Here is an 18844-nt window from a genome sequence, read left to right as displayed (position 1 = left end):
CATCCTTTCAAATCTTAAATCCTATGGCAGTAGATATTTTAATCCTCTCCAACGGCCCCGGAGAATTGGCAACTTGGGTGCGTCCCGCCGTGCAAGCTTTGCGCGAGAAATTGCCAAACGCGGGGACTCAAGCCCGCATCTCTGTGGTGCTGTCCCCCTGTCCCCACGCCACGGGGAAAGAAGCGCAAATCGCATCTTCCTACCCAGAAGTTGACAGAGTGCAAGCACCGGAGCATTTTTTTCCATTCTTATTCTCGGGCAAAACTGCTGAAAATTGGGATTGGCACGAAACAGGAGTTGTTTTATTTTTAGGTGGCGATCAATTTTTTACGGTTGTTATTGGCAAAAGGCTCAAATATCGCACTGTTATTTATGCTGAATGGGACGCCCGGTGGTATCGCTGGATTGATAAATTTGCGGCGATGAAACCAGAAGTTTTTGCTAAAATTCCCCAAAAATATGCTAATAAATTTACAGTTGTCGGAGATTTGATCGCCGAAGTAGGGAACGGGAAATCGGGCAGGGCGGACACGGGAACACCGCCCCTACGGAAAATAGAATTAATTGGATTGTTGCCCGGTTCTAAAGCCGCCAAATTAGCTTTAGGTGTACCGTTATGTTTGTCGATCGCCCAATCCATCCATCGCCTCCGCCCTGAAACTCGCTTTGTAATTCCTGTTGCTCCTACCATAGATGTGCAAACTCTAGCACGTTTTGCCGACCCAGAACAAAATCCTTGCCTGCATTTATTTGAGAACGCTAGCGCCGAACTTCAGTTAACAGAATCGCCGTTTTTGCACACAGCCAATGGCTTACAAATAGAACTTTGGACGCAGAGGCCCGCCTACGACTTGCTATCAGAATGCAGCCTGTGTTTAACTACTGTGGGAGCGAATACTGCCGAATTGGGTTCGTTAGCTGTACCGATGATTGTTTTGATTCCGACGCAGCAATTGGATGCGATGAAAGCTTGGGATGGATTGCCGGGCTTGCTGGCAAATTTGCCGTTAGTCGGTTCAGTTTTTGCTACGGCGATTAATTGGCTAATCTGGCAATTGGGAAAGGGAAAGCTTTATGCTTGGCCGAATATTTGGGCACAGGAGGAGATTGTGCCGGAGTTCATTGGGAAGCTGGAACCGGAAGTAATTGCTCAATTGGCGATCGACTATCTGAGCCATCCTGAAAAATTAGCACAGATGGGCGATCGTTTGCGTGCGGTTCGAGGAAAATCCGGGGCGGCGAAAAAAATTGCTGAATTGGTTTGTGAAGAAATTGAGGTGCAATCTAATTGTCATAAGAATTAGATTTTTTTATTTTTAACCGCAGATGTCGGCAGATAAACGCGGATGAACGCAGATTTAATCCAGATTAATTAGTCAAAACAGGCAAAAGAAAGTTTATTTTCTCTTGCCTGTTTATTATCCCAAAACCGGATTTGCTTTCAAGTTAACCGCGATCGTGCTTAGCAATCACCCAAACAGCGTGGATTGTACCCGGAAACAAGAAAAAACAGCTTAGAACCAGGTTAATCCAAAAATCTCGGCCGATGCCGACAGTCATAAATACGCCCAGAGGGGGAACAAAAATTGCAGCGAGTATGCGAATTAAATTGCTCATCTCAGTTACTCCAAACGAGTTTTCTCTTCCAATTTAACTTCACTGACCAACCGAACCTTTCCCGAAAAACTTAGGCGGTGCTGCCATAGTGTAAACTTCGGTTTCAGCGGCGATTACCTGCCGCAAGTGACCGGGAAGCTGCATCAACCCCAATAGTGTAATTCCGTCGAACATCCGCAACCCGCCAGTTGTTTTCTCGGCGAGTAATTTGTCAGTAACTGTGGGTTCGGGCCGCGTATTTATTTCTTGATTAGAAGCTATGGCGAAACCCCAAGGAGCTCCGTAAGTAGAAATAAAGCTGGTGCAGGATTGAACATTGGAGAAAACAGATTTCAGGGTATTTACGATGCGAGCGTGCATTTTCATTTCTGCCGGAGAAACGGGGCCCGCTTGCACTACGAAATAGCCGTTAGGCGACATTACGCTGCGAACTTTCTCAAAATACTCCTTGGTAAACAACTGGAAAGATGGGCCTTCTTCAATTGGATCGGACAAGTCAGAAATGACAATATCCCAATCATTGTCAGTTTTATCTAAATAGTCCAAAGCATCGCCGATTACTACTTCGCAGCGGGGGTCGTCAAAGGCGTTTTGGTGCATTTCTGGGAGGTGTTCGCGGCAAGCTTCTACTACTTCGCCGTCAATGTCGATCATCACGACTTTTTCAACTGTTTTCCAGCGCAGCACTTCTCTAATTGTAGCTCCTTCTCCGCCGCCGAGAACGAGAACTTTTTTGGGGCTACCGTGACAAATCATGGCTGGGTGTACCAAGGGTTCGTGGTACAGAAACTCGTCGCCTGTACAAGATTGCCACTTACCGTCCAAAACTAAGCCTTTGCCGTAAGTACCGGTCTGAACTACGTACATTTCTTGATAGGCTGTTTTCTTGTAAGCAAGCACCGCGATGACGCCGTGAACGTAAATATCCCAGGGGGTAATGTACTCGCTCATCCAAAAGTCTGCACGAACTTCGCTACCTGACATCAATTACTCTCCAAATATAAACTGCTGTGTCGATGTTGTCACAAGTAGTAGTTCTTAACACAAAATGGTGCGGGTGTGTGAGTACGATCGACACATTAAAGTGAGATTTCGGAGGAATGGTATAGTGTGATTGCGTTCTGGGAACTCGCAAGTGGCTTGGTACTTGAGATTGCTTGTGGGCGATCGCGCGCCAAGTCGATCGCACTTTTCCCATCGCCCCCGGTCGATCGCACTCACATTTAATATTTCCGCTTTGCATTGCCGGCGGGTTTTGTACAAAGGTTGTCTGAATCGGGCAATTTTTCGCGCTGGGCCGACCATTATAAGTTTGCGATCGGCCTGCTTATTTATCAATAATCCGATAAAAACCCCGCCAATGCGAGAGCATGGAATAAAAGTAGCGAGCGGTTTTAACCAGATTTGTTATTAATAACTTGACATTTTGAATGTATCTTAGATAGAATTTTTCAATCCACCAATACAAATGAAATCTTAATACTTAACTAAAAAAAACGGTAGTTCCGCTATAAAATTCATTAAAAATTATGGTTTTTTGCCCCAGGTAGAGTGTTATGCTGGGCAATTAAATCAGGTGTTTATGAACATAATTAATAATGCTGTTGATGCCCTGCGGGAGCGAGAGCAAAAGTCTTCACTGAACGAGATAGAAGCCAACCCTATCCAGATGATGATTATTACTACTTCTATTATTTGCGAAAATTGGGCAATAATCAGCATCAAAGATAATGGTATCGGGATGAATGAAGCTGTCAAATCGAAAATTTTCGATCCGTTTTTTACCACCAAACCAGTTGGTCACGGGACGGGTTTGGGACTGTCAATTAGCTATCAAATTATTGTGGACAAACACGGCGGGAGGTTGGAGTGTATCTCCGCAATTGGAGAAGGGACTGAATTGGCGATCGAGATTCCGATCGCCAAATCCCGCAGCTAAGATCGATCGATCGAGCTAAACTGAGGGATAATGAAAACTCCCTTTGACCGCGGCTCCTCCTAGTTTGATGTGCAACCCTATGTCTACTGTCACTTTTGGTTTGTCAACCCCTATAGCGGCAGAGGCCGGGGCATCCTACGGCAGCAGCGAACCGCCACAGCGCCCCACCGTGCAAGCAGAGTGGATCGAGGTATTGGTGGACTCTCCTTTCAGGGTTGCGGGGGACTCTCCTGGGGAGGAAAATAAGTTATTTACCTATCGTTTACCTGCGGAACTTACCGTGCAACCAGGGGATATCTTGAGTGTACCCTTTGGCAGTCAACAGGTAGGCGCGATCGCGATTCGGTTCATTTCTCAACTGCCGCCCGACTTAGATCCCACAAGGGTTAAAGAGGTCGAAGATGTTGTCAGTGCTGGTTTTTTCCCACCGACTTACTGGGAATTGCTCGATCGCACTGCCACCTATTATTGTACACCATTAATTCAAGTAATTAGAACCTCGCTGCCGCCCGGTTTGTTAAGCCGTTCTGTGCGCCGAATTCGCTTAATTAAGGAGGCAATTTCTCCGAATGCCGAAACATTTCTCAATCCCGCCGCTAGTCAAATCTTGCAATTGCTGCAAGCTCAAAAAAACGGCGATTACACTTGGCAATACCTCCAGCGCCAAGTGAAGGGAAGTTATCGGGGATTGAAAGATTTATTGAAACGCGGTTGGGTAGAAAGTTATTTAGAACCGCCCAATCCTCCCAAACCACAACTCAAACCGGCAGTGACATTAATTGCTAATGCATTTGTCACAGATTTAACCAAGCGACAACAAGAAGTATTGGAAGTTTTGCGGCGCGGTGGCGGTGAAATGTGGCTGAATGATTTGTTGAGAATTTGCAGCGCGAGTTCTTCGGTTGTCAAAGCTTTGGAGCAAAAAGGTAGCGTTGTAATTGACCAAAGGGAAGTTCTCAGAGGCGATCGCGGAATTTCTCAATTGCCCGATGCACCCAAAACTTTAACTCATTTTCAAGCTCAAGCCTTAGCGTTTATTAACTCTTTTTCGGGATTCCGTCAAGTGCTGCTGCACGGCGTTACAGGTTCCGGGAAAACTGAAGTGTATTTGCAGGCGATCGCCCCAATCTTAGCCAGCGGCAAATCCGCCCTTGTACTCGTTCCCGAAATAGGCCTTACACCGCAACTTACAGACAGATTCCGCGCCCGTTTTGGCGAGCAAATTTGCGTCTACCACAGCGCCCTATCCGACGGCGAACGTTACGATACATGGCGTCAGATGCTGACTGGAACCCCGCAAATTGTCATTGGCACGCGATCGGCCATTTTCGCACCTTTACCTCACCTCGGCTTAATTATCCTCGATGAAGAACACGACAGCAGCTTCAAACAAGACCAACCAGCCCCCTGCTACCACACCCGCACCGTTGCCAAATGGCGCGCCGAATTAGAAAATTGTCCCTTAATTTTAGGTTCTGCAACGCCAGCATTAGAGACTTGGGTGGGGACGCGCCGAGATTATTACTCGTTACCAAATATCCATTATTTATCATTGCCCGATCGCATTTATTCCCGTCCGATGCCGCCTGTGGAAATAGTCGATATGCGCCAAGAATTGCGACAAGGGAATCGCTCAATTTTTAGTGCTTCCCTGCAAAATGCCCTGGAACAATTGCAAGCCAGACAACAGCAAGGTATCCTGTTTATTCACAGAAGAGGACACAGTACCTTTGTGTCTTGCCGGAGTTGCGGCTATGTGATGGAATGCCCGAATTGCGATGTTTCCCTGTCTTATCACCACGTAGGCGAAGCAACAGCAGAAATATTGCGCTGTCACTACTGCAACCACACGGAACGACACCCCCAAAACTGCCCCGAATGCCGTTCTCCTTACTTCAAAAACTTTGGTAGTGGCACTCAGCGAGTCGAACAGGAATTAACGAGATTATTTCCCGAATTGCGGGCAATTCGATTTGACAGCGATACAACTAGAAATAAGGGCGATCACCGCAGATTGTTAACGCAATTTGCTAATGGGGAAGCTGATATTTTGTTGGGTACGCAAATGCTGACGAAAGGGTTAGATTTAGCGGGAGTCACATTGGTGGGAGTTGTGTCTGCTGATGGGTTGCTGAACTTATCTGACTATCGGGCCAGCGAACGAGCTTTTCAAACATTAACTCAAGTCGCCGGCCGTGCAGGCAGAGGTGACGATCCGGGGCGGGTAATTATTCAAACTTACACTCCCGAACATCGGGTAATTCAAGCAGTTAGGCGGCACGAATATGCAGATTTTGTGGAAACAGAATTAGCAGAAAGAGCGGCGCTGAATTATCCACCTTCGGGGCGGCTGATTTTGTTGCGATTGAGCAGTGTAGATGCGGCGGAAGTGGCGGTGACGGCCGTACAATTAGCGTCTGTTTGTCACGAGTATATTCAGCGATTGTCTGTACCGGGATGTGAGTTGTTGGGGCCTGCACCGGCGGCGATTATGCGGGTGGCAAATCGCTATCGGTGGCAGATTTTGCTGAAGTTGCCTTTGGATGAGTCGGTGGATTTGTCGGATTTGATCGGATTGCGCGATCGCACGCCGCGTTCTGTTAGTTTAACTATTGATGTCGATCCGTTGAATTTTGGTTGATTGGTGGTGTAATCGTAGGGTGTGTCAGCTTCGACAATTGTATCCATAATCTAAAACCTCCAAGCTGACGCACCTTAAAAGCTATGATACTTATCAAGCAAGGAATAAAATAATTATCTAATGCGTGTCATCAGCCGAAAACCACTGAGAGAATTTTGGGAAAAACACCCCAATGCTGAACCAAGTTTATTAATATGGTATCAGCGTACTTCTGAGGCTGAATGGCAAAATTTTGTCGAGGTACGCCAAGTCTTTCCCTCCGCTGACTTAGTAGGTAATTTTACAGTCTTTAATATTGGTGGCAATAATTACCGACTAATCTGTTTTATTGATTATGAATACCAAATAGTATTCGTCCGCAGTGTATTAATTCATTCAGAATACGACAAGGAGAATTGGAAAAATGACGATTGGTTTGAAAACTCCTAGTAGCGATTACATTGAGCTAATCGTAGCTTTTCCCCCGCGCCCGATTAGTTGTGAAGCTGAGTTAATTGCTACCCAAAATCGGATTAATTATATTTTGGATCGCCGAAAACTGACGCAAGATGACCGAGATTACTTAAATGTGCTGGGTATTCTTGTCTATGATTACGAACAAAAACATGAGCCAATGCCTGTGCTGAAAGGGATTAAATTGCTGAAGGCTTTGATGGTGGAAGCTGAGGTTTCAGAAAAAGACTTGGTTGATATTTTTGCTACTGAGTCTCGGGTGGCTGAGGTGTTGAATGGTAACAGAGAACTGACGGTGAGTCAAATTCAGAAATTAGCTGAGTTTTTCCACCTATCGCCTGCGGCATTTCTTGATGAAAATTAATCGGATTCCCACTCTCGCTCGATTCTTTCTAAGTCTTTGGCGGTTCCCAATTGTTAAAATATTTGATGGGCACTATTGTAATGTTGTTGGGCAAGTTCTGGGTTGTTAGGTTTGCGTTCAAGTTGTGCTAAACCGTAGTTAGCCTCGGCAATTTTTGCAGATTCTCCCAGTTCTTGTAATTTCGCTAAAGCTTCTTGTAAAAGCGGTTCTGCTGCATCTAGATTGCCTCTACCGAGTTCATTTTCTCCCAAACAATTGATCGAAGCTGCCATACCAGAGCGATCGCCCACATCTGTCTCAACTTCTAATTCATCCCAATTGCCGCGATTTCCCTCGATATCTCCCCATACTCCCCAACTACTTGCCCTACCAGAGCGATCGCCCAAATCGGTAAAATAGCGGTTTTCAGTCGAGTCAAGGTAGATAAACGGCACTACCGGGTTCTTTATCTTGTCAACAATCGCGTTAAACCCGCAGGGAAGGAAGTCTACAAACCAATGGATAAAATAGCGGTTTTCAGTCCATTCAAGGTAGGGAAACAACACTGCCGTGTCCTCTATCCGTCAAATCAAGATAGGGAAACGGCACTGCCGTGTCCTTTATCTTGTCAACAAGCGCGTTAATTTCACAAGTCAAGGACACATACTTCACAGGCCAAGGACACATCATTTCACAAGTCAAGGACACGGCAGCCGTGTCCCTACGGCATTTCACAGGTCAAGTCTTAAGGCAAATCAGTGCTCCCCATCAGATAAAGGTCGCACTCCCGGGCCACGCCGCGCCCTTCGTTAATCGCCCAAACCACCAAACTTTGTCCCCGGCGACAGTCACCAGCCGCGAAAACTCCCGGAATGCTGGTTGTATATTTTTCGTGCTCGGCTTTCACATTGCTGCGCGCGTCGCGTTCCAATCCCAGCGCATCCAGCAAGGGCTGTTCGGGGCCGAGGAAGCCCATCGCTAGCAAGACAAGCTGTGCCGGCAAAACTTTTTCCGTGCCCGGGATGTGATTCGGAATAAACTGCCCTTTCTCGTTTTTCGCCCACTCCACCTCAACGGTGTGCACGGCTTTGACATTGCCGTTTTCGTCGCCCTCGAACTTGGTCGCCGTGGTGAGATAGCCACGGGGGTCGTCGCCGAATTTGGCTGCTGCTTCTTCTTGGCCGTAGTCGAGGCGGTAGACTTTCGGCCATTCGGGCCAGGGATTGTTGGCGGCGCGTTCTGAAGGAGGTTTGGGCAGGATTTCAAGCTGTACCAGGCTTTTGCAGCCGTGGCGGATGGAGGTGCCCACGCAGTCGGTGCCGGTGTCGCCGCCGCCGATAATCACGATATCTTTGCCTTCGGCGGAGATGAAGTTATCGTTGGTGCTCTTGTCTAAAACTGCTTTGGTGTTCGCAGTCAGGAAGTCCATTGCGAAGTGGATGCCTTTTAATTCCCGGCCGGGGATGCCCAAGTCGCGGGGTTTGGTGGCGCCGGTACAGAGCACAACGGAGTCGTATTCTTTTAGCAGTTGTTCCGCTGGCAAGTCTTTGCCGACTTCGGTGTTGCAGACGAATGTCACGCCTTCGTCTTCGAGGACTTTCAGGCGGCGCATTACGACTTGTTCTTTGTCTAGCTTCATGTTGGGGATGCCATACATTAGCAGGCCGCCTGGTCGATCGGCTCTTTCGTATACTGTTACCCAATGACCGGCTTTGTTGAGTTGCGCGGCGGCGGACAAACCTGCGGGCCCGGAACCGATGACGGCGATTTTTTTGCCGGTGCGTTTGGCGGGTGGTTCGGCGGTAATCCAGCCTTCATCCCAGCCTTTATCGATAATTGCGGCTTCGATGTTTTTAATCGTGACTGGCGGGTTGTTGATGCCGAGCACGCAAGCGCCTTCGCAGGGTGCGGGACAGACTCTGCCGGTGAATTCAGGGAAGTTGTTAGTTTTGTGGAGTCTGTCTAGGGCTTCTTTCCACAGTCCGCGATATACGAGGTCGTTCCATTCGGGGATGAGGTTGTTAATCGGGCAGCCGCTTGCCATGCCGCTGATAATTGTGCCCGTGTGGCAAAACGGAATGCCGCAATCCATGCAGCGCGCGCCTTGGGTGCGGAGTTTGTCCTCTTCCATCGGCAGGTGAAATTCGTCCCAGTTGTGGACTCTCTCGACTGGTGAGAGTTCGGAGGGCAATTCGCGCAAGAATTCGATAAAGCCGGTTGGTTTTCCCATAGTGGTGTTCTGGTTAGAATTTACTATTCTGGTAGTTTGTCAAAGGTGAAGCTGGCGCGCTTCTGAATTAACTATTGTGATCTAAATTGTGTGCGATCGCACCTCTGATTGAGCAATTTGTACATGAAATCTTTAATATCGCCGGGAGTCGGGGAATTGTCGGCAGCGGTAAAATATAGATAGATCGACAGCAAAGAAACCGGGTTTTTTACGGGGATTAAAGGTTTTAAAGGTTATGAGGCAGTATTTTCGTCCATCAAACCCGGTTTCTACGTAATTTCAGCATTGGCTTATTCTCCGACGATCGCATTTACCGATAATCCCACATCTGGAAACCCTCGCGGGTTAACTCGGACGACCCGCCAGCGTCAACTTTCCAGTGCCGTCCCCATCAGCAGAGCTCGAAATACAATACAAAAAGTTACAGGCCTTGCCAAATATTAATTTCAGGATATACTACTGTAAATCGGTCAGATATATGGAGTTAATATCGTCAACTCCTAAAATAGGTACACAAAGTCATGAGCATTACAATTGAGAACGTATCGAAACACTTCGGCTCCTTCCACGCCATTGACAACGTGAGTTTGAAAATAAAAAACGGCTCTCTAGTCGCGCTTTTAGGGCCTTCCGGTTCGGGGAAATCGACTCTGCTGAGGATGATTGCGGGACTCGAACCGCCGGATAGCGGTCAGATTTACCTGATCGGGGAGGATGCTACCCAGCAGTCGGTGCAGGAACGGCATATTGGTTTTGTGTTTCAGCACTATGCTTTGTTCAAACACATGAGTATTCGGAAAAATATTGCTTTTGCGATGGAAATTCGCAAAGTTCCTAAAGACTCTATTCGCAGGCGGGTTGATGAACTTTTGGATTTAGTGCAGTTGACAGGTTTGGGCGATCGCTATCCTTCGCAACTTTCCGGCGGGCAGCGGCAGCGGGTTGCTTTGGCAAGAGCTCTCGCAGTTCAACCGAAAGTGCTGCTGCTAGACGAACCTTTTGGAGCATTAGATGCTAAAGTCCGCAAAGAATTGCGATCGTGGCTGCACAACCTTCACAAAGAAGTTAATATCACCACAGTTTTTGTGACTCACGACCAAGAAGAAGCTATGGAAGTAGCCGATGAAATTGTGGTGATGAACAAAGGTAGAGTCGAACAAGTTGGCACTCCTGCTGAAATTTATGACAAACCGGCATCAGCTTTTGTGATGAGTTTTATTGGGCCGGTCAATGTGCTGTCGAATGCTGCGGGTTTGTTCGCCAGCAACGGCACAACGGCTCACAAGAACGGAGCAGCTCATTCTGAAGTAGTGTTTTTGCGCCCCCACGATGTGGAAATTCAAACTAAGCCGCAGTCTGGTTTTGCATTAGCAAAAGTCAGCCGCATCATTCATTTAGGGCGGGAAATACAAACCGAGTTACTGTTAGAATCGCAGCAGGTAGTAACAGCTTACGTGAGTCGCGAGCGCTTCGATTCTCTACAGTTAACGCGAGATCAGCAGGTTTACGTCAAGCCCAAACACGCGATGACTTTCCCTGTTTATTCAATTTAAATCAGCGGCGGCATCTTACTCAAAATACTATCGGGGAGCTTTTACAAAACACTCCTCTCACATCGTTACCAGGCTCGTGCCTGGTAATGCTGTCTCGTGGCTCTAAATCGGAGACAGAGCCTCCTGAAATTCATTCCCAGGCTCTGCCTGGGAACGAGAAAAACGAGAAATCTCAGGCAGAGCCTGGGACGGAGAACTAGAAACAAGATAGGTGAAGAATATGACTGCTAACAAATTCAAGAATTTAGCAACTAGCACTTTACTTGCTTATCGCCGCCACATCCAGGCAGGATTAACACTTTGTGCAGGATTGGGACTGTCTGCGATCGCCTCTTCAGTTGCGTACAATTGGGAATACAAATCCATGCAAGCCGAACTGCAAGACCGCCTGGACAAAATAGCTACAGACATTCAGAGAGATGTTAGCGGTAATTTAGAAATAATTCGGGCTGCTGGAGCATTTTACAGCGTATTTGACGGCGTTAAAAAACCAGAAGTGAAGACATTTGTTGGGCCTGCCCTCTACCGCCATCCTAGCCTGAAGGCGATCGCTTGGCTGCCCCGTGTTTCTGACTCTCCCGAATTCCTAACAGATGAAATAGATTTAGGTTTAGATTTAAAGGCCAATCGGATAGCGTTAGAAAACGCCACAAAAAGACAAGAAATTACCGCGACTGATCGCCAAAAATGGTCTTCCCAAAATCAACCCACCGTCTTCGTCTTCATGCCAATTTTTACTCAAAATTCTGCTGACGATGGCGCAGAATTGCAGCCAAATTTACCTGCTCGCTCACCAGAAATTTTGAAAGGTTTTACTTTTGGCGTTTTGCTGGTTGATGCTATTGTCAAATCGGCTTTACAGGAAACTAACCTCAACTTTGTTAACGTTTATCTTCAAGATGCTATGGCTCCTGAAGCCGAAAGATTTCTAGCTTTTTATGAAGCCAAGACAAAAAGGATAATTACCGATGAAAACATTAAAAATAACATCCAAATTGGGGAAAGAGCTTACTGCCCGGACGGCAGCAGTTGCACCCGAATTCTCAATATTGAAAATCGCAGGTGGTTGCTGCAATTACGGCTAACGCCCGAGTACATTAATCCTCTAAAGTTTTGGCGTTCTTTGACTGTTTTGATTTTGGGGATAATCTTAACTTTGGTGGCGACACTTTATCTAATGAGTTTGTTAAATTATACCGAAAAAATTGAAAAAATAGCAGCAGAACGCACGGCTAAATCTAAACAACTAGAGCAAACTTTGCAAGAGTTGCAACAAACTCAAGCTCAACTGATTCAGCAGGAAAAAATGTCTAGTTTGGGTTTATTAGTTGCTGGTGTAGCCCACGAAGTTAACAATCCTATAAATTTTATTTATGGCAATATCCACCACGTCAGGGCATATACTACCGATTTGTTAGAGTTGGTAAAACTTTACCAAAAACACTCTTTATACCCTCAGTCGGAAATTTCCGAATATTTACAAAATATTGACTTTGACTTTCTCAACAAAGATTTGCCCCAACTGTTGTCTTCGATGAAAATAGGAGCCGATCGCATTGTTCAAATTGTTCAATCTTTGCGGAATTTCTCTCGCTTAGACGAAAGCGAAATGAAACCTGTCAATATCCATGAAGGCATTGACAGCACTCTGCTAATTCTGCAAAGTCGCCTGAAAGCTACAGCCGATCGCCCGGCGATCGAGATTGTTAAAAACTACAGCCACTTACCTTTAGTAGAGTGCTATGCCGGACAATTAAATCAGGTGTTTATGAATATTCTGGCTAATGCGATCGACGCCCTTGAGAGTTACAACCTCGATCGCGGGCCCACAGCACCGAAAGCCAATCCGATCGCGATCGCCATAACCACAGAATATTCGCTCCCCGACAAAATAATTGTGCGGATATCTGACAACGGCCCCGGTATGGCAGAAAATGTCAAAGAACGGCTGTTTGACCCCTTCTTTACGACGAAACCGGTCGGAAAAGGGACAGGATTGGGACTGTCCATCAGCTATAAAATTGTCGTCGAAAAGCACAAAGGTACGCTGCGCTGCGATTCGACACCGGGATTGGGGACGGAATTCTCGATCGAGATTCCGCTGCGACAAGAAGTCAGACAAGCACTACCGTTTGTTTCGCGGAAAATATCGGAGGCAGCTTAGCAGGGGCTGTGAAAGAAAAAATTTTTTCTCATTAACTACTGTAATTTGGTCGGATTACAGTATTATATGTAATAATGCCAAAACCAATACTGCTTTAAGCAGCTTAAACCGTCGGCACGGCCGATACTGTATAACCAAAACACGGCGAGAGTAAATATGTTCAGTGACTTGCAAATTATTTACGAACGCGACCCTGCGGCGCGTAACTGGCTGGAAGTATTATTTTGCTATCCCGGACTGCAAGCACTTTTTTTGCACCGGATAGCACACTGGCTTTATTCGGCTGGCCTGCCGTTTATACCGCGCTTGATTTCCCAACTGAGTCGCTTTTTAACAGGTATTGAGATTCACCCAGGAGCAAAAATTGGTAGGGGGGTGTTTATCGACCACGGTATGGGGGTGGTCATTGGCGAAACGGCGATCGTTGGAGATTATGCTGTAATTTATCAAGGAGCGACCATTGGCGGCACGGGTAAAGAAATAGGAAAACGGCATCCAACGCTGGGAGAAAATGTAGTGGTAGGAGCAGGTGCTAAAGTTTTAGGCAATATTCAAATTGGCAATAATGTTCGGATTGGTGCGGGTTCGGTAGTGCTGCGGGATGTCCCTAGCGATTGCACAGTTGTGGGAATCCCCGGCCGCATCATCTCTCGGAAAAAGCAGGTGGAAGATGCTCAAAATTCTCAAGGTCTACCGGATTTGGAAGCTCAAGCGATTCGAGCTTTGTTCGATAGAATTAAGAATTTAGAAGAGCAGGTTGCTTTTTTGAAATCTCAATTATCTCCGCTAACACCAACTGGATTAGAGCAAAAAGAGGCCGAAAAACATGAATTATTTATGTATTCTAATTTATTCATTACAGATTTTTTAGACGGTGCAGGAATCTAGTTAAATTTTAATTTATATAGATTTTGGCCGACAAGACTATCCTGCTACCCTGGTACAAACTAACTTTAATTTATTCAGTAACTGGCTATGACTATTGCTTCTCTTTCCACTAAAACATTTGATGAAACGAGCAGACATATATTCTCTCGCCGCTCGCACTTGCCGAACAGAAGCAATGCTTTGTGGCGAATTGAAACTGGAGTAGTGCGAACTGTAACGTGGCTTGAAGATGGCACAATTATCACCTTGGGATTGTGGGGGCCTGGTGATACGATCGGCAAACCGATATCAAAATGCGATCCTTTTCAAATTGAATGCCTCACTAAAGTCGAGGCAATTCTATTATCTGGCGATCGCTGGCTAAATAGAGATATTTTGCTCACTCACATTCAGCAGGCTGAAGCTTTTATGGTAATGCGAGGTTACAAAAGAGTTGATTTTATGCTCTATCAACTATTAACTTGGCTGGCTAAGAGGTTTGGTTCTGAGGTAGAGCAAGGACATCTGATAGATATGATTTTAACGCATCAGGACATTGCAGAAATCATCGGCACAAGTCGCGTAACAGTCACTCGCACCCTCGGTCATTTTGAGCAGCAAGGCTTGATCGATCGTCTGCCGCTCCACCGGATTATTCTGCAACCTTCCGAGGTGTGGCACTACGAAATCTAAGGGTAGAATCAATGTCTCGCACGCGCGTGCTCGCGATCCCGTTGCTGACACGGGCAAATTCGCACGCGCGTGCGAAGCTATTCCGGAGGGAATCGCCCCAAAATTCCTGTATCCTTCGCTACTAAAAAAAACTATTGACTTTCTGAGACTGTCTGTGCAACAATCAACGGCTATACCTATAATATACGGTAAATCAATCAAATTTAAGGTGATTACTGGAGGGAGCGATAGGCTCTCTAGCAGCGAGGAGCTTTTTGTGCTTTTCGACAGAGACAATGCAAGAGGAAAGAAAATGAAAACTCAATCCCTGAAAGCTCGATTTAAAAGAAACAAAATAGGGGCATTAATTGCCCTCCTAGCGGTGCTGGCGATCGCAATTCCTCTGTTCCCATTTTTCCCAACCCAAGCAGCGGAATCAAAAAGTAAAATTCAATTCGTTTCCCCCGCGTGGGTTGCCCAAAACGCCAGCGACAAAAACCTGCGAATTCTCGATGTCCGCACCAATCCAATGGACTACTTTATCGGGCATCTTCCCAACGCAGTCAACATCGCCGACAACACCTTGCGCGGGCCGGACAGCGGTTTGCCAGTACAGTATCTAACGCCGGATAAACTGGGGCAATTACTGTCGCGGGCAGGAGTAAAAGACAACAGCCGCGTCTTAGTTTATTCCGACGGCAGAGACATTCTAGGCGCGACAATGGTTGCTTACGTATTGGAGCGATTGGGACACTCGGATATCGCCGTTATCGACGGAGGTTATGCGGGTTACAAAGCAGCTCAAACTGTGACGAAAGAGTTTCCAAAATACGTGGCTGGTACACTGACTGTGCGCGACAACAAATCAATTCGTGTCGCCCTGGATGAAGTCAAAAATTTAATTGGCAAAGCAGGCGTCACATTCATCGATCCCAGACCGGAAAAACTATTTCAAGGGGAAGAAAAAATCTGGACGCGCAACGGACACATTCCCGGCGCTCGCAACATTCCCTGGCCGACTTTTACCGATGCTGAAAACCCGCACAAGTTGAAGTCTCTCGACGAAATCAAGCAGATTTTGGCAGCTAAAAAGATCGATCGCAACAGCGACATCATCGTTACTTGCAGTACGGGGCGGGAAGCAACGCTGCAATATGTAGTTTTGAAACACTTGCTGACCTATCCGAAAGTCAGAATCTACGAAGGTTCTTGGACTGAATACAGTCAGACTAATTTACCTGTAGAAACTGGTCCGGAACAAGCAGTGTAGAAAACAAATCTGTAGTTAACAGCAATTTTGGCTAAAAATTGACCGAATAGGTAGAATGAAAACAGCAATTATCTCGATATCAATGCTCGGAATAATCAGCGCGATTGGCTTGGGTTTATCAACAATAGCTGAGCACCGACAAGCAGATAATTCCGTTGCTTGCACTCCTAGCGAACAACCCGATGAAAAATCGGATACTTCGCCGCGAAAAACTTAGCGCTAAAATGGAGGCTCTGCCTCGCTTTACAGTTGTTTTTGGAGTCAAGTATTTTATTGTGAATAACACCGCAGAAATTGCTCTTTCACCGCTGACAAAAACTTCACAGCCCCGATCGCAGCGTCCGATTTTAGCTCTGATACTGACGCTATTTGCTGCTGGTGCGGCCGGTTTGAGCGCCTACGGCTGGCGGCAGAGCGTTTTATTTCTGATTGGAGGCTTGCTGGGCGCGAGTTTGTATCATGCAAGTTTTGGCTTTGCTTCTGCTTACCGCAAATTATTTGCCGATCGCGATATTACAGGTGTTTTAGCGCACTTGCTGATGTTAGGAATTGCTACTGTACTTTTTGCTCCCGTACTTGCATCAGGAGAGGCATTCGGACACAAAATAGCCGGGGCTGTTGCGCCTGTGGGCTGGCAAAATGCGATCGGCGCTTTTCTATTCGGAATTGGAATGCAATTGGGCAGCGGCTGCGCTTGCGGCACGCTTTGGACAATTGGCGGCGGCAGCACGTCAATGCTGTTAACGCTGCTGACTTTTTGCATCGGTTCATTTGCAGGAAGTTTGACCAGACATTTGTGGCATTTGCCCTCGCTGCCGCCGATATCTTTAGGAAAAACTTTGGGATGGATGCCCGCAGTCATCTTGCAGCTAAGCGTATTTCTGTTAATTGCGATCGCCCTCTGGCAGTGGAATCGCACCAATGGCAAGCAACCCTTAACAGCAGATTTTATCATTAAAACGCCTCAATCTCACATCAAGAATCAATGGCTTTACGGGCCTTGGTCTCTCGCTGCCGGAGCCTTTGCCCTTGCCTTTCTCAACTGGGTAAAACTGTTAATTGACGGCAGGCCTTGGGGAGTGACTTGGGGGTTTACTTTGTGGGCCGCAGAAATTGCTACTGCTTTCGGCTGGAATCCCGCAAATAACCCGTTTTGGAATACTCCCGACAAGTTGGAATCCTTGCAAAAAGGCATTTTTGCTGATGTTACTTCCGTGATGAATTTTGGCATTGTTTTGGGAGCAGTTTTAGCGGCGGCTTTGGCTGGCAAATTCACCGTCAAAACAAACCTTTCGTTACCCAAAGTTACAGCCGTTTTGAGCGGCGGTTTCATGATGGGTTACGGAGCGCTGCTGGCTTTTGGCTGCAATGTCGGCGCTTTTTTTAGCGGTATTGCTTCTACCAGTTTGCACGGTTGGCTGTGGATTGCGACTGCTATGTTGGGCAGCGTTGCGGGAATTAAATTGCGATCGCTCTTCCGACTTGAGAATTAATTTCCAACATGAATAGGCGATCGACCTCTGTAGGGACAAAGGCAAAGCCTTTGTCCCTACAGAGGTCGCGTTTTCCCGCCAAGCGCGCCTAAAACAATAAACTACTGTTTGCATATAGACATTAAGTATTTAATAGTGTAATGTATTAGATTAAGTAGAGAGAGGTGGCGAGCGCACTCAAAGATTGATCGCCCAACTGCTAGCAAAACAGTCTCTCAATCTTGCCACTGTTGCCATTAACAAGAATTGCCACAGCCGCGAAATCTTATAGATTATCCGGGCAAATCTCATCAGGCTGCATTTGCTCTATATCCAGCGCATTACACTTAATTTTGCGCTAAATCCACCTGAGAAGAAATAAGAGGAACTAAGCAGCATCAATGCGGTATCATGATCTCCCAGATAATGTCTTGCAGCCATTAAAGAAAAAAACTGGTTGGTCAGTTTTTTCTCTTAAATCAGCCGCTCTGTTAAAATCGTCCCTGTTCAAAGCTTTTACTTTCTTTTTTGCAGTAGGTTTAGGCTTGAGCTGGTTAATCCCTCAGCCTGCAATCAGCCAGGCAAAACCAAAAGATGTCGAACTCACCTTAGTTTCCTTTGCTGTTACCAAATCCGCCTACGACAAGATTGTTCCCGGCTTTGTAGCGAAGTGGAAACGAGAAAACAACCAGAATGTCACTATCAGCCAAAGCTACGGCGGTTCAGGTTCCCAAACCCGCGCTGTGATTAGCGGTTTGGAAGCCGATGTCGTACACTTAGCCTTAGCTTATGATACCGAGCGCATCCAAGAAGCCGGTCTAATTAAACAGGGTTGGGAGCGAGAAGTACCCAATAACGGAATTGTTAGCAAATCAGTTGCAGCATTAGTAATGCGGGCCGGAAATCCCAAAAAAATCCAAGGCTGGGCCGATTTAGCCAAACCCGGTATCAAAGTAATTACTGCTAATCCCAAAACCTCTGGTGTCGCGCGCTGGAACTTCTTAGCTTTGTGGGGTTCCGTAACTCGAAACGGAGGAAACGAACAAGCAGCCCGCACCTTTGTCAGCCAGGTTTACAAAAACGTGCCAGTGCTTCCCAAAGATGCCCGCGAAGCATCTGATACCTTCTACAAACAAAACCAAGGCGATGTACTGATCAACTACGAAAACGAAATTCTCTTGGCGAAAACACAGGGCGAAGCTGAACCTTTCATCATCCCCCAAGTGAATATTTCCATTGACAACCCCGTGGCTGTAGTTGATAAATACGCAGCCAAACACGGAACTACTAAGGTGGCGGAGGCTTTTGTGAAATATCTTTACACGCCGGAAGCTCAGCGAGAATTTGCTAAAGCGGGTTTTCGACCTGTTAACTCGACGGTAGCCGGAGAATTTAACAGTAAGTTTCCCAGAATTGGCAAACTGTTTACTGTCGCCGATGTAGGCGGTTGGAATGCGGTGCAACAGAAATTCTTCGCTGACAATGCGATGTTCGATCAAATTGAGAATGCTCTGGGCCGGAGATAATCTGGAGCGAAATTGCGTTAATTAAATTTTCTCATCGACTCGTCAATAAGTTCAAAAGCAAGTGCGATCGTCGCACTTGCTTTTTTCTTTGTGTTGA

At 46.6% G+C, this 18844-nt stretch carries 17 protein-coding genes; 12 read left to right on the top strand and 5 right to left on the bottom strand.

Going from position 1 to position 18844, the window contains the following annotated elements:
* Positions 1 to 23 precede the first annotated feature (23 nt).
* Positions 24 to 1304 (top strand): lipid-A-disaccharide synthase, encoded by a 1281-nt coding sequence (locus QUA34_RS05665; RefSeq protein WP_333384701.1) that lies wholly within the window; start codon positions 24 to 26, stop codon positions 1302 to 1304.
* Positions 1305 to 1446: 142 nt separating this feature from the next.
* Here QUA34_RS05665 and QUA34_RS05660 read toward each other — a convergent pair whose 3' ends face one another.
* Genes QUA34_RS05660 through QUA34_RS05650 form a run of 3 tightly spaced genes read right to left on the bottom strand, consistent with a single transcriptional unit; the run spans position 1447 to position 2860 of the window.
* Positions 1447 to 1617 (bottom strand): YqaE/Pmp3 family membrane protein, encoded by a 171-nt coding sequence (locus QUA34_RS05660; protein WP_333384698.1) that lies wholly within the window; start codon positions 1615 to 1617, stop codon positions 1447 to 1449.
* A 39-nt stretch (positions 1618 to 1656) separates the two neighbouring features.
* Complete coding sequence (locus QUA34_RS05655) at positions 1657 to 2601, bottom strand: fused MFS/spermidine synthase (RefSeq protein WP_333325201.1); 945 nt, start codon at positions 2599 to 2601, stop codon at positions 1657 to 1659.
* Positions 2591 to 2860, bottom strand: a complete 270-nt coding sequence (locus QUA34_RS05650; RefSeq protein ID WP_333325199.1) for a hypothetical protein — start codon at positions 2858 to 2860, stop codon at positions 2591 to 2593. The genes QUA34_RS05655 and QUA34_RS05650 overlap by 11 nt, the downstream gene beginning before the upstream one ends.
* Before the next feature lie 339 nt (positions 2861 to 3199).
* Between QUA34_RS05650 and QUA34_RS05645 the strand changes: the two genes are divergently transcribed.
* The 4 genes from QUA34_RS05645 to QUA34_RS05630 all read left to right on the top strand — a co-directional run bounded on the left by QUA34_RS05645 (position 3200) and on the right by QUA34_RS05630 (position 7014).
* Complete coding sequence (locus tag QUA34_RS05645; RefSeq protein WP_445242802.1) at positions 3200 to 3556, top strand: sensor histidine kinase; 357 nt, start codon at positions 3200 to 3202, stop codon at positions 3554 to 3556.
* A 79-nt stretch (positions 3557 to 3635) separates the two neighbouring features.
* Positions 3636 to 6197, top strand: a complete 2562-nt coding sequence (priA, locus tag QUA34_RS05640) for a primosomal protein N' (RefSeq protein ID WP_333384695.1) — start codon at positions 3636 to 3638, stop codon at positions 6195 to 6197.
* Positions 6198 to 6317: 120 nt separating this feature from the next.
* Positions 6318 to 6626, top strand: a complete 309-nt coding sequence (locus QUA34_RS05635) for a type II toxin-antitoxin system HigB family toxin (RefSeq protein WP_333310847.1) — start codon at positions 6318 to 6320, stop codon at positions 6624 to 6626.
* Entirely contained in the window at positions 6601 to 7014 is a 414-nt protein-coding gene (locus tag QUA34_RS05630) for a transcriptional regulator (protein ID WP_333325193.1), read from the top strand. Before QUA34_RS05635 ends, QUA34_RS05630 begins: the two co-directional genes overlap by 26 nt.
* 53 nt (positions 7015 to 7067) lie before the next feature.
* On the opposite strand, the gene QUA34_RS05625 is transcribed toward QUA34_RS05630, so the two are convergent.
* On the bottom strand, positions 7068 to 7448 hold the full coding sequence (locus QUA34_RS05625; protein WP_333384691.1) for a tetratricopeptide repeat protein: 381 nt from the start codon (positions 7446 to 7448) through the stop codon (positions 7068 to 7070).
* Between the two features lie 290 nt (positions 7449 to 7738).
* The gene (gene gltD / locus QUA34_RS05620; protein ID WP_333253831.1) at positions 7739 to 9223 is read right to left on the bottom strand and encodes a glutamate synthase small subunit; all 1485 of its coding nucleotides are present in this window, start codon (positions 9221 to 9223) and stop codon (positions 7739 to 7741) included.
* A 521-nt stretch (positions 9224 to 9744) separates the two neighbouring features.
* On the opposite strand from gltD, the gene QUA34_RS05615 reads away from it, so the two are divergent.
* The 7 genes from QUA34_RS05615 (at position 9745) to QUA34_RS05585 (ending at position 18747) form a co-directional block, all read left to right on the top strand.
* Positions 9745 to 10776 carry a sulfate ABC transporter ATP-binding protein gene (locus QUA34_RS05615; RefSeq protein ID WP_333325188.1) on the top strand — a complete coding sequence of 344 codons (1032 nt, stop codon included), beginning with the start codon at positions 9745 to 9747 and terminating at the stop codon, positions 10774 to 10776.
* A gap of 220 nt (positions 10777 to 10996) precedes the next feature.
* Complete coding sequence (locus QUA34_RS05610) at positions 10997 to 12940, top strand: ATP-binding protein (RefSeq protein ID WP_333325186.1); 1944 nt, start codon at positions 10997 to 10999, stop codon at positions 12938 to 12940.
* 156 nt (positions 12941 to 13096) lie between these two features.
* On the top strand, positions 13097 to 13828 hold the full coding sequence (cysE, locus tag QUA34_RS05605; RefSeq protein WP_333325183.1) for a serine O-acetyltransferase: 732 nt from the start codon (positions 13097 to 13099) through the stop codon (positions 13826 to 13828).
* Between the two features lie 87 nt (positions 13829 to 13915).
* Positions 13916 to 14500 carry a Crp/Fnr family transcriptional regulator gene (locus tag QUA34_RS05600; protein ID WP_333083957.1) on the top strand — a complete coding sequence of 195 codons (585 nt, stop codon included), beginning with the start codon at positions 13916 to 13918 and terminating at the stop codon, positions 14498 to 14500.
* Between the two features lie 292 nt (positions 14501 to 14792).
* Positions 14793 to 15749 (top strand): sulfurtransferase, encoded by a 957-nt coding sequence (locus QUA34_RS05595; protein WP_333384688.1) that lies wholly within the window; start codon positions 14793 to 14795, stop codon positions 15747 to 15749.
* Between the two features lie 182 nt (positions 15750 to 15931).
* A complete protein-coding gene (locus tag QUA34_RS05590) occupies positions 15932 to 17242 on the top strand; it encodes a YeeE/YedE family protein (RefSeq protein ID WP_333384685.1) in 1311 nt (436 codons plus the stop codon).
* 380 nt (positions 17243 to 17622) lie between these two features.
* The gene (locus tag QUA34_RS05585; protein ID WP_333384682.1) at positions 17623 to 18747 is read left to right on the top strand and encodes a sulfate ABC transporter substrate-binding protein; all 1125 of its coding nucleotides are present in this window, start codon (positions 17623 to 17625) and stop codon (positions 18745 to 18747) included.
* The last annotated feature ends 97 nt before the right edge of the window (positions 18748 to 18844 follow it).

The sequence above is a fragment of the Microcoleus sp. POL10_C6 genome (assembly GCF_036701585.1).
Taxonomy (GTDB): Bacteria; Cyanobacteriota; Cyanobacteriia; order Cyanobacteriales; family Microcoleaceae; genus Microcoleus.
This window is presented reverse-complemented; position numbering and strand designations above follow the sequence as displayed.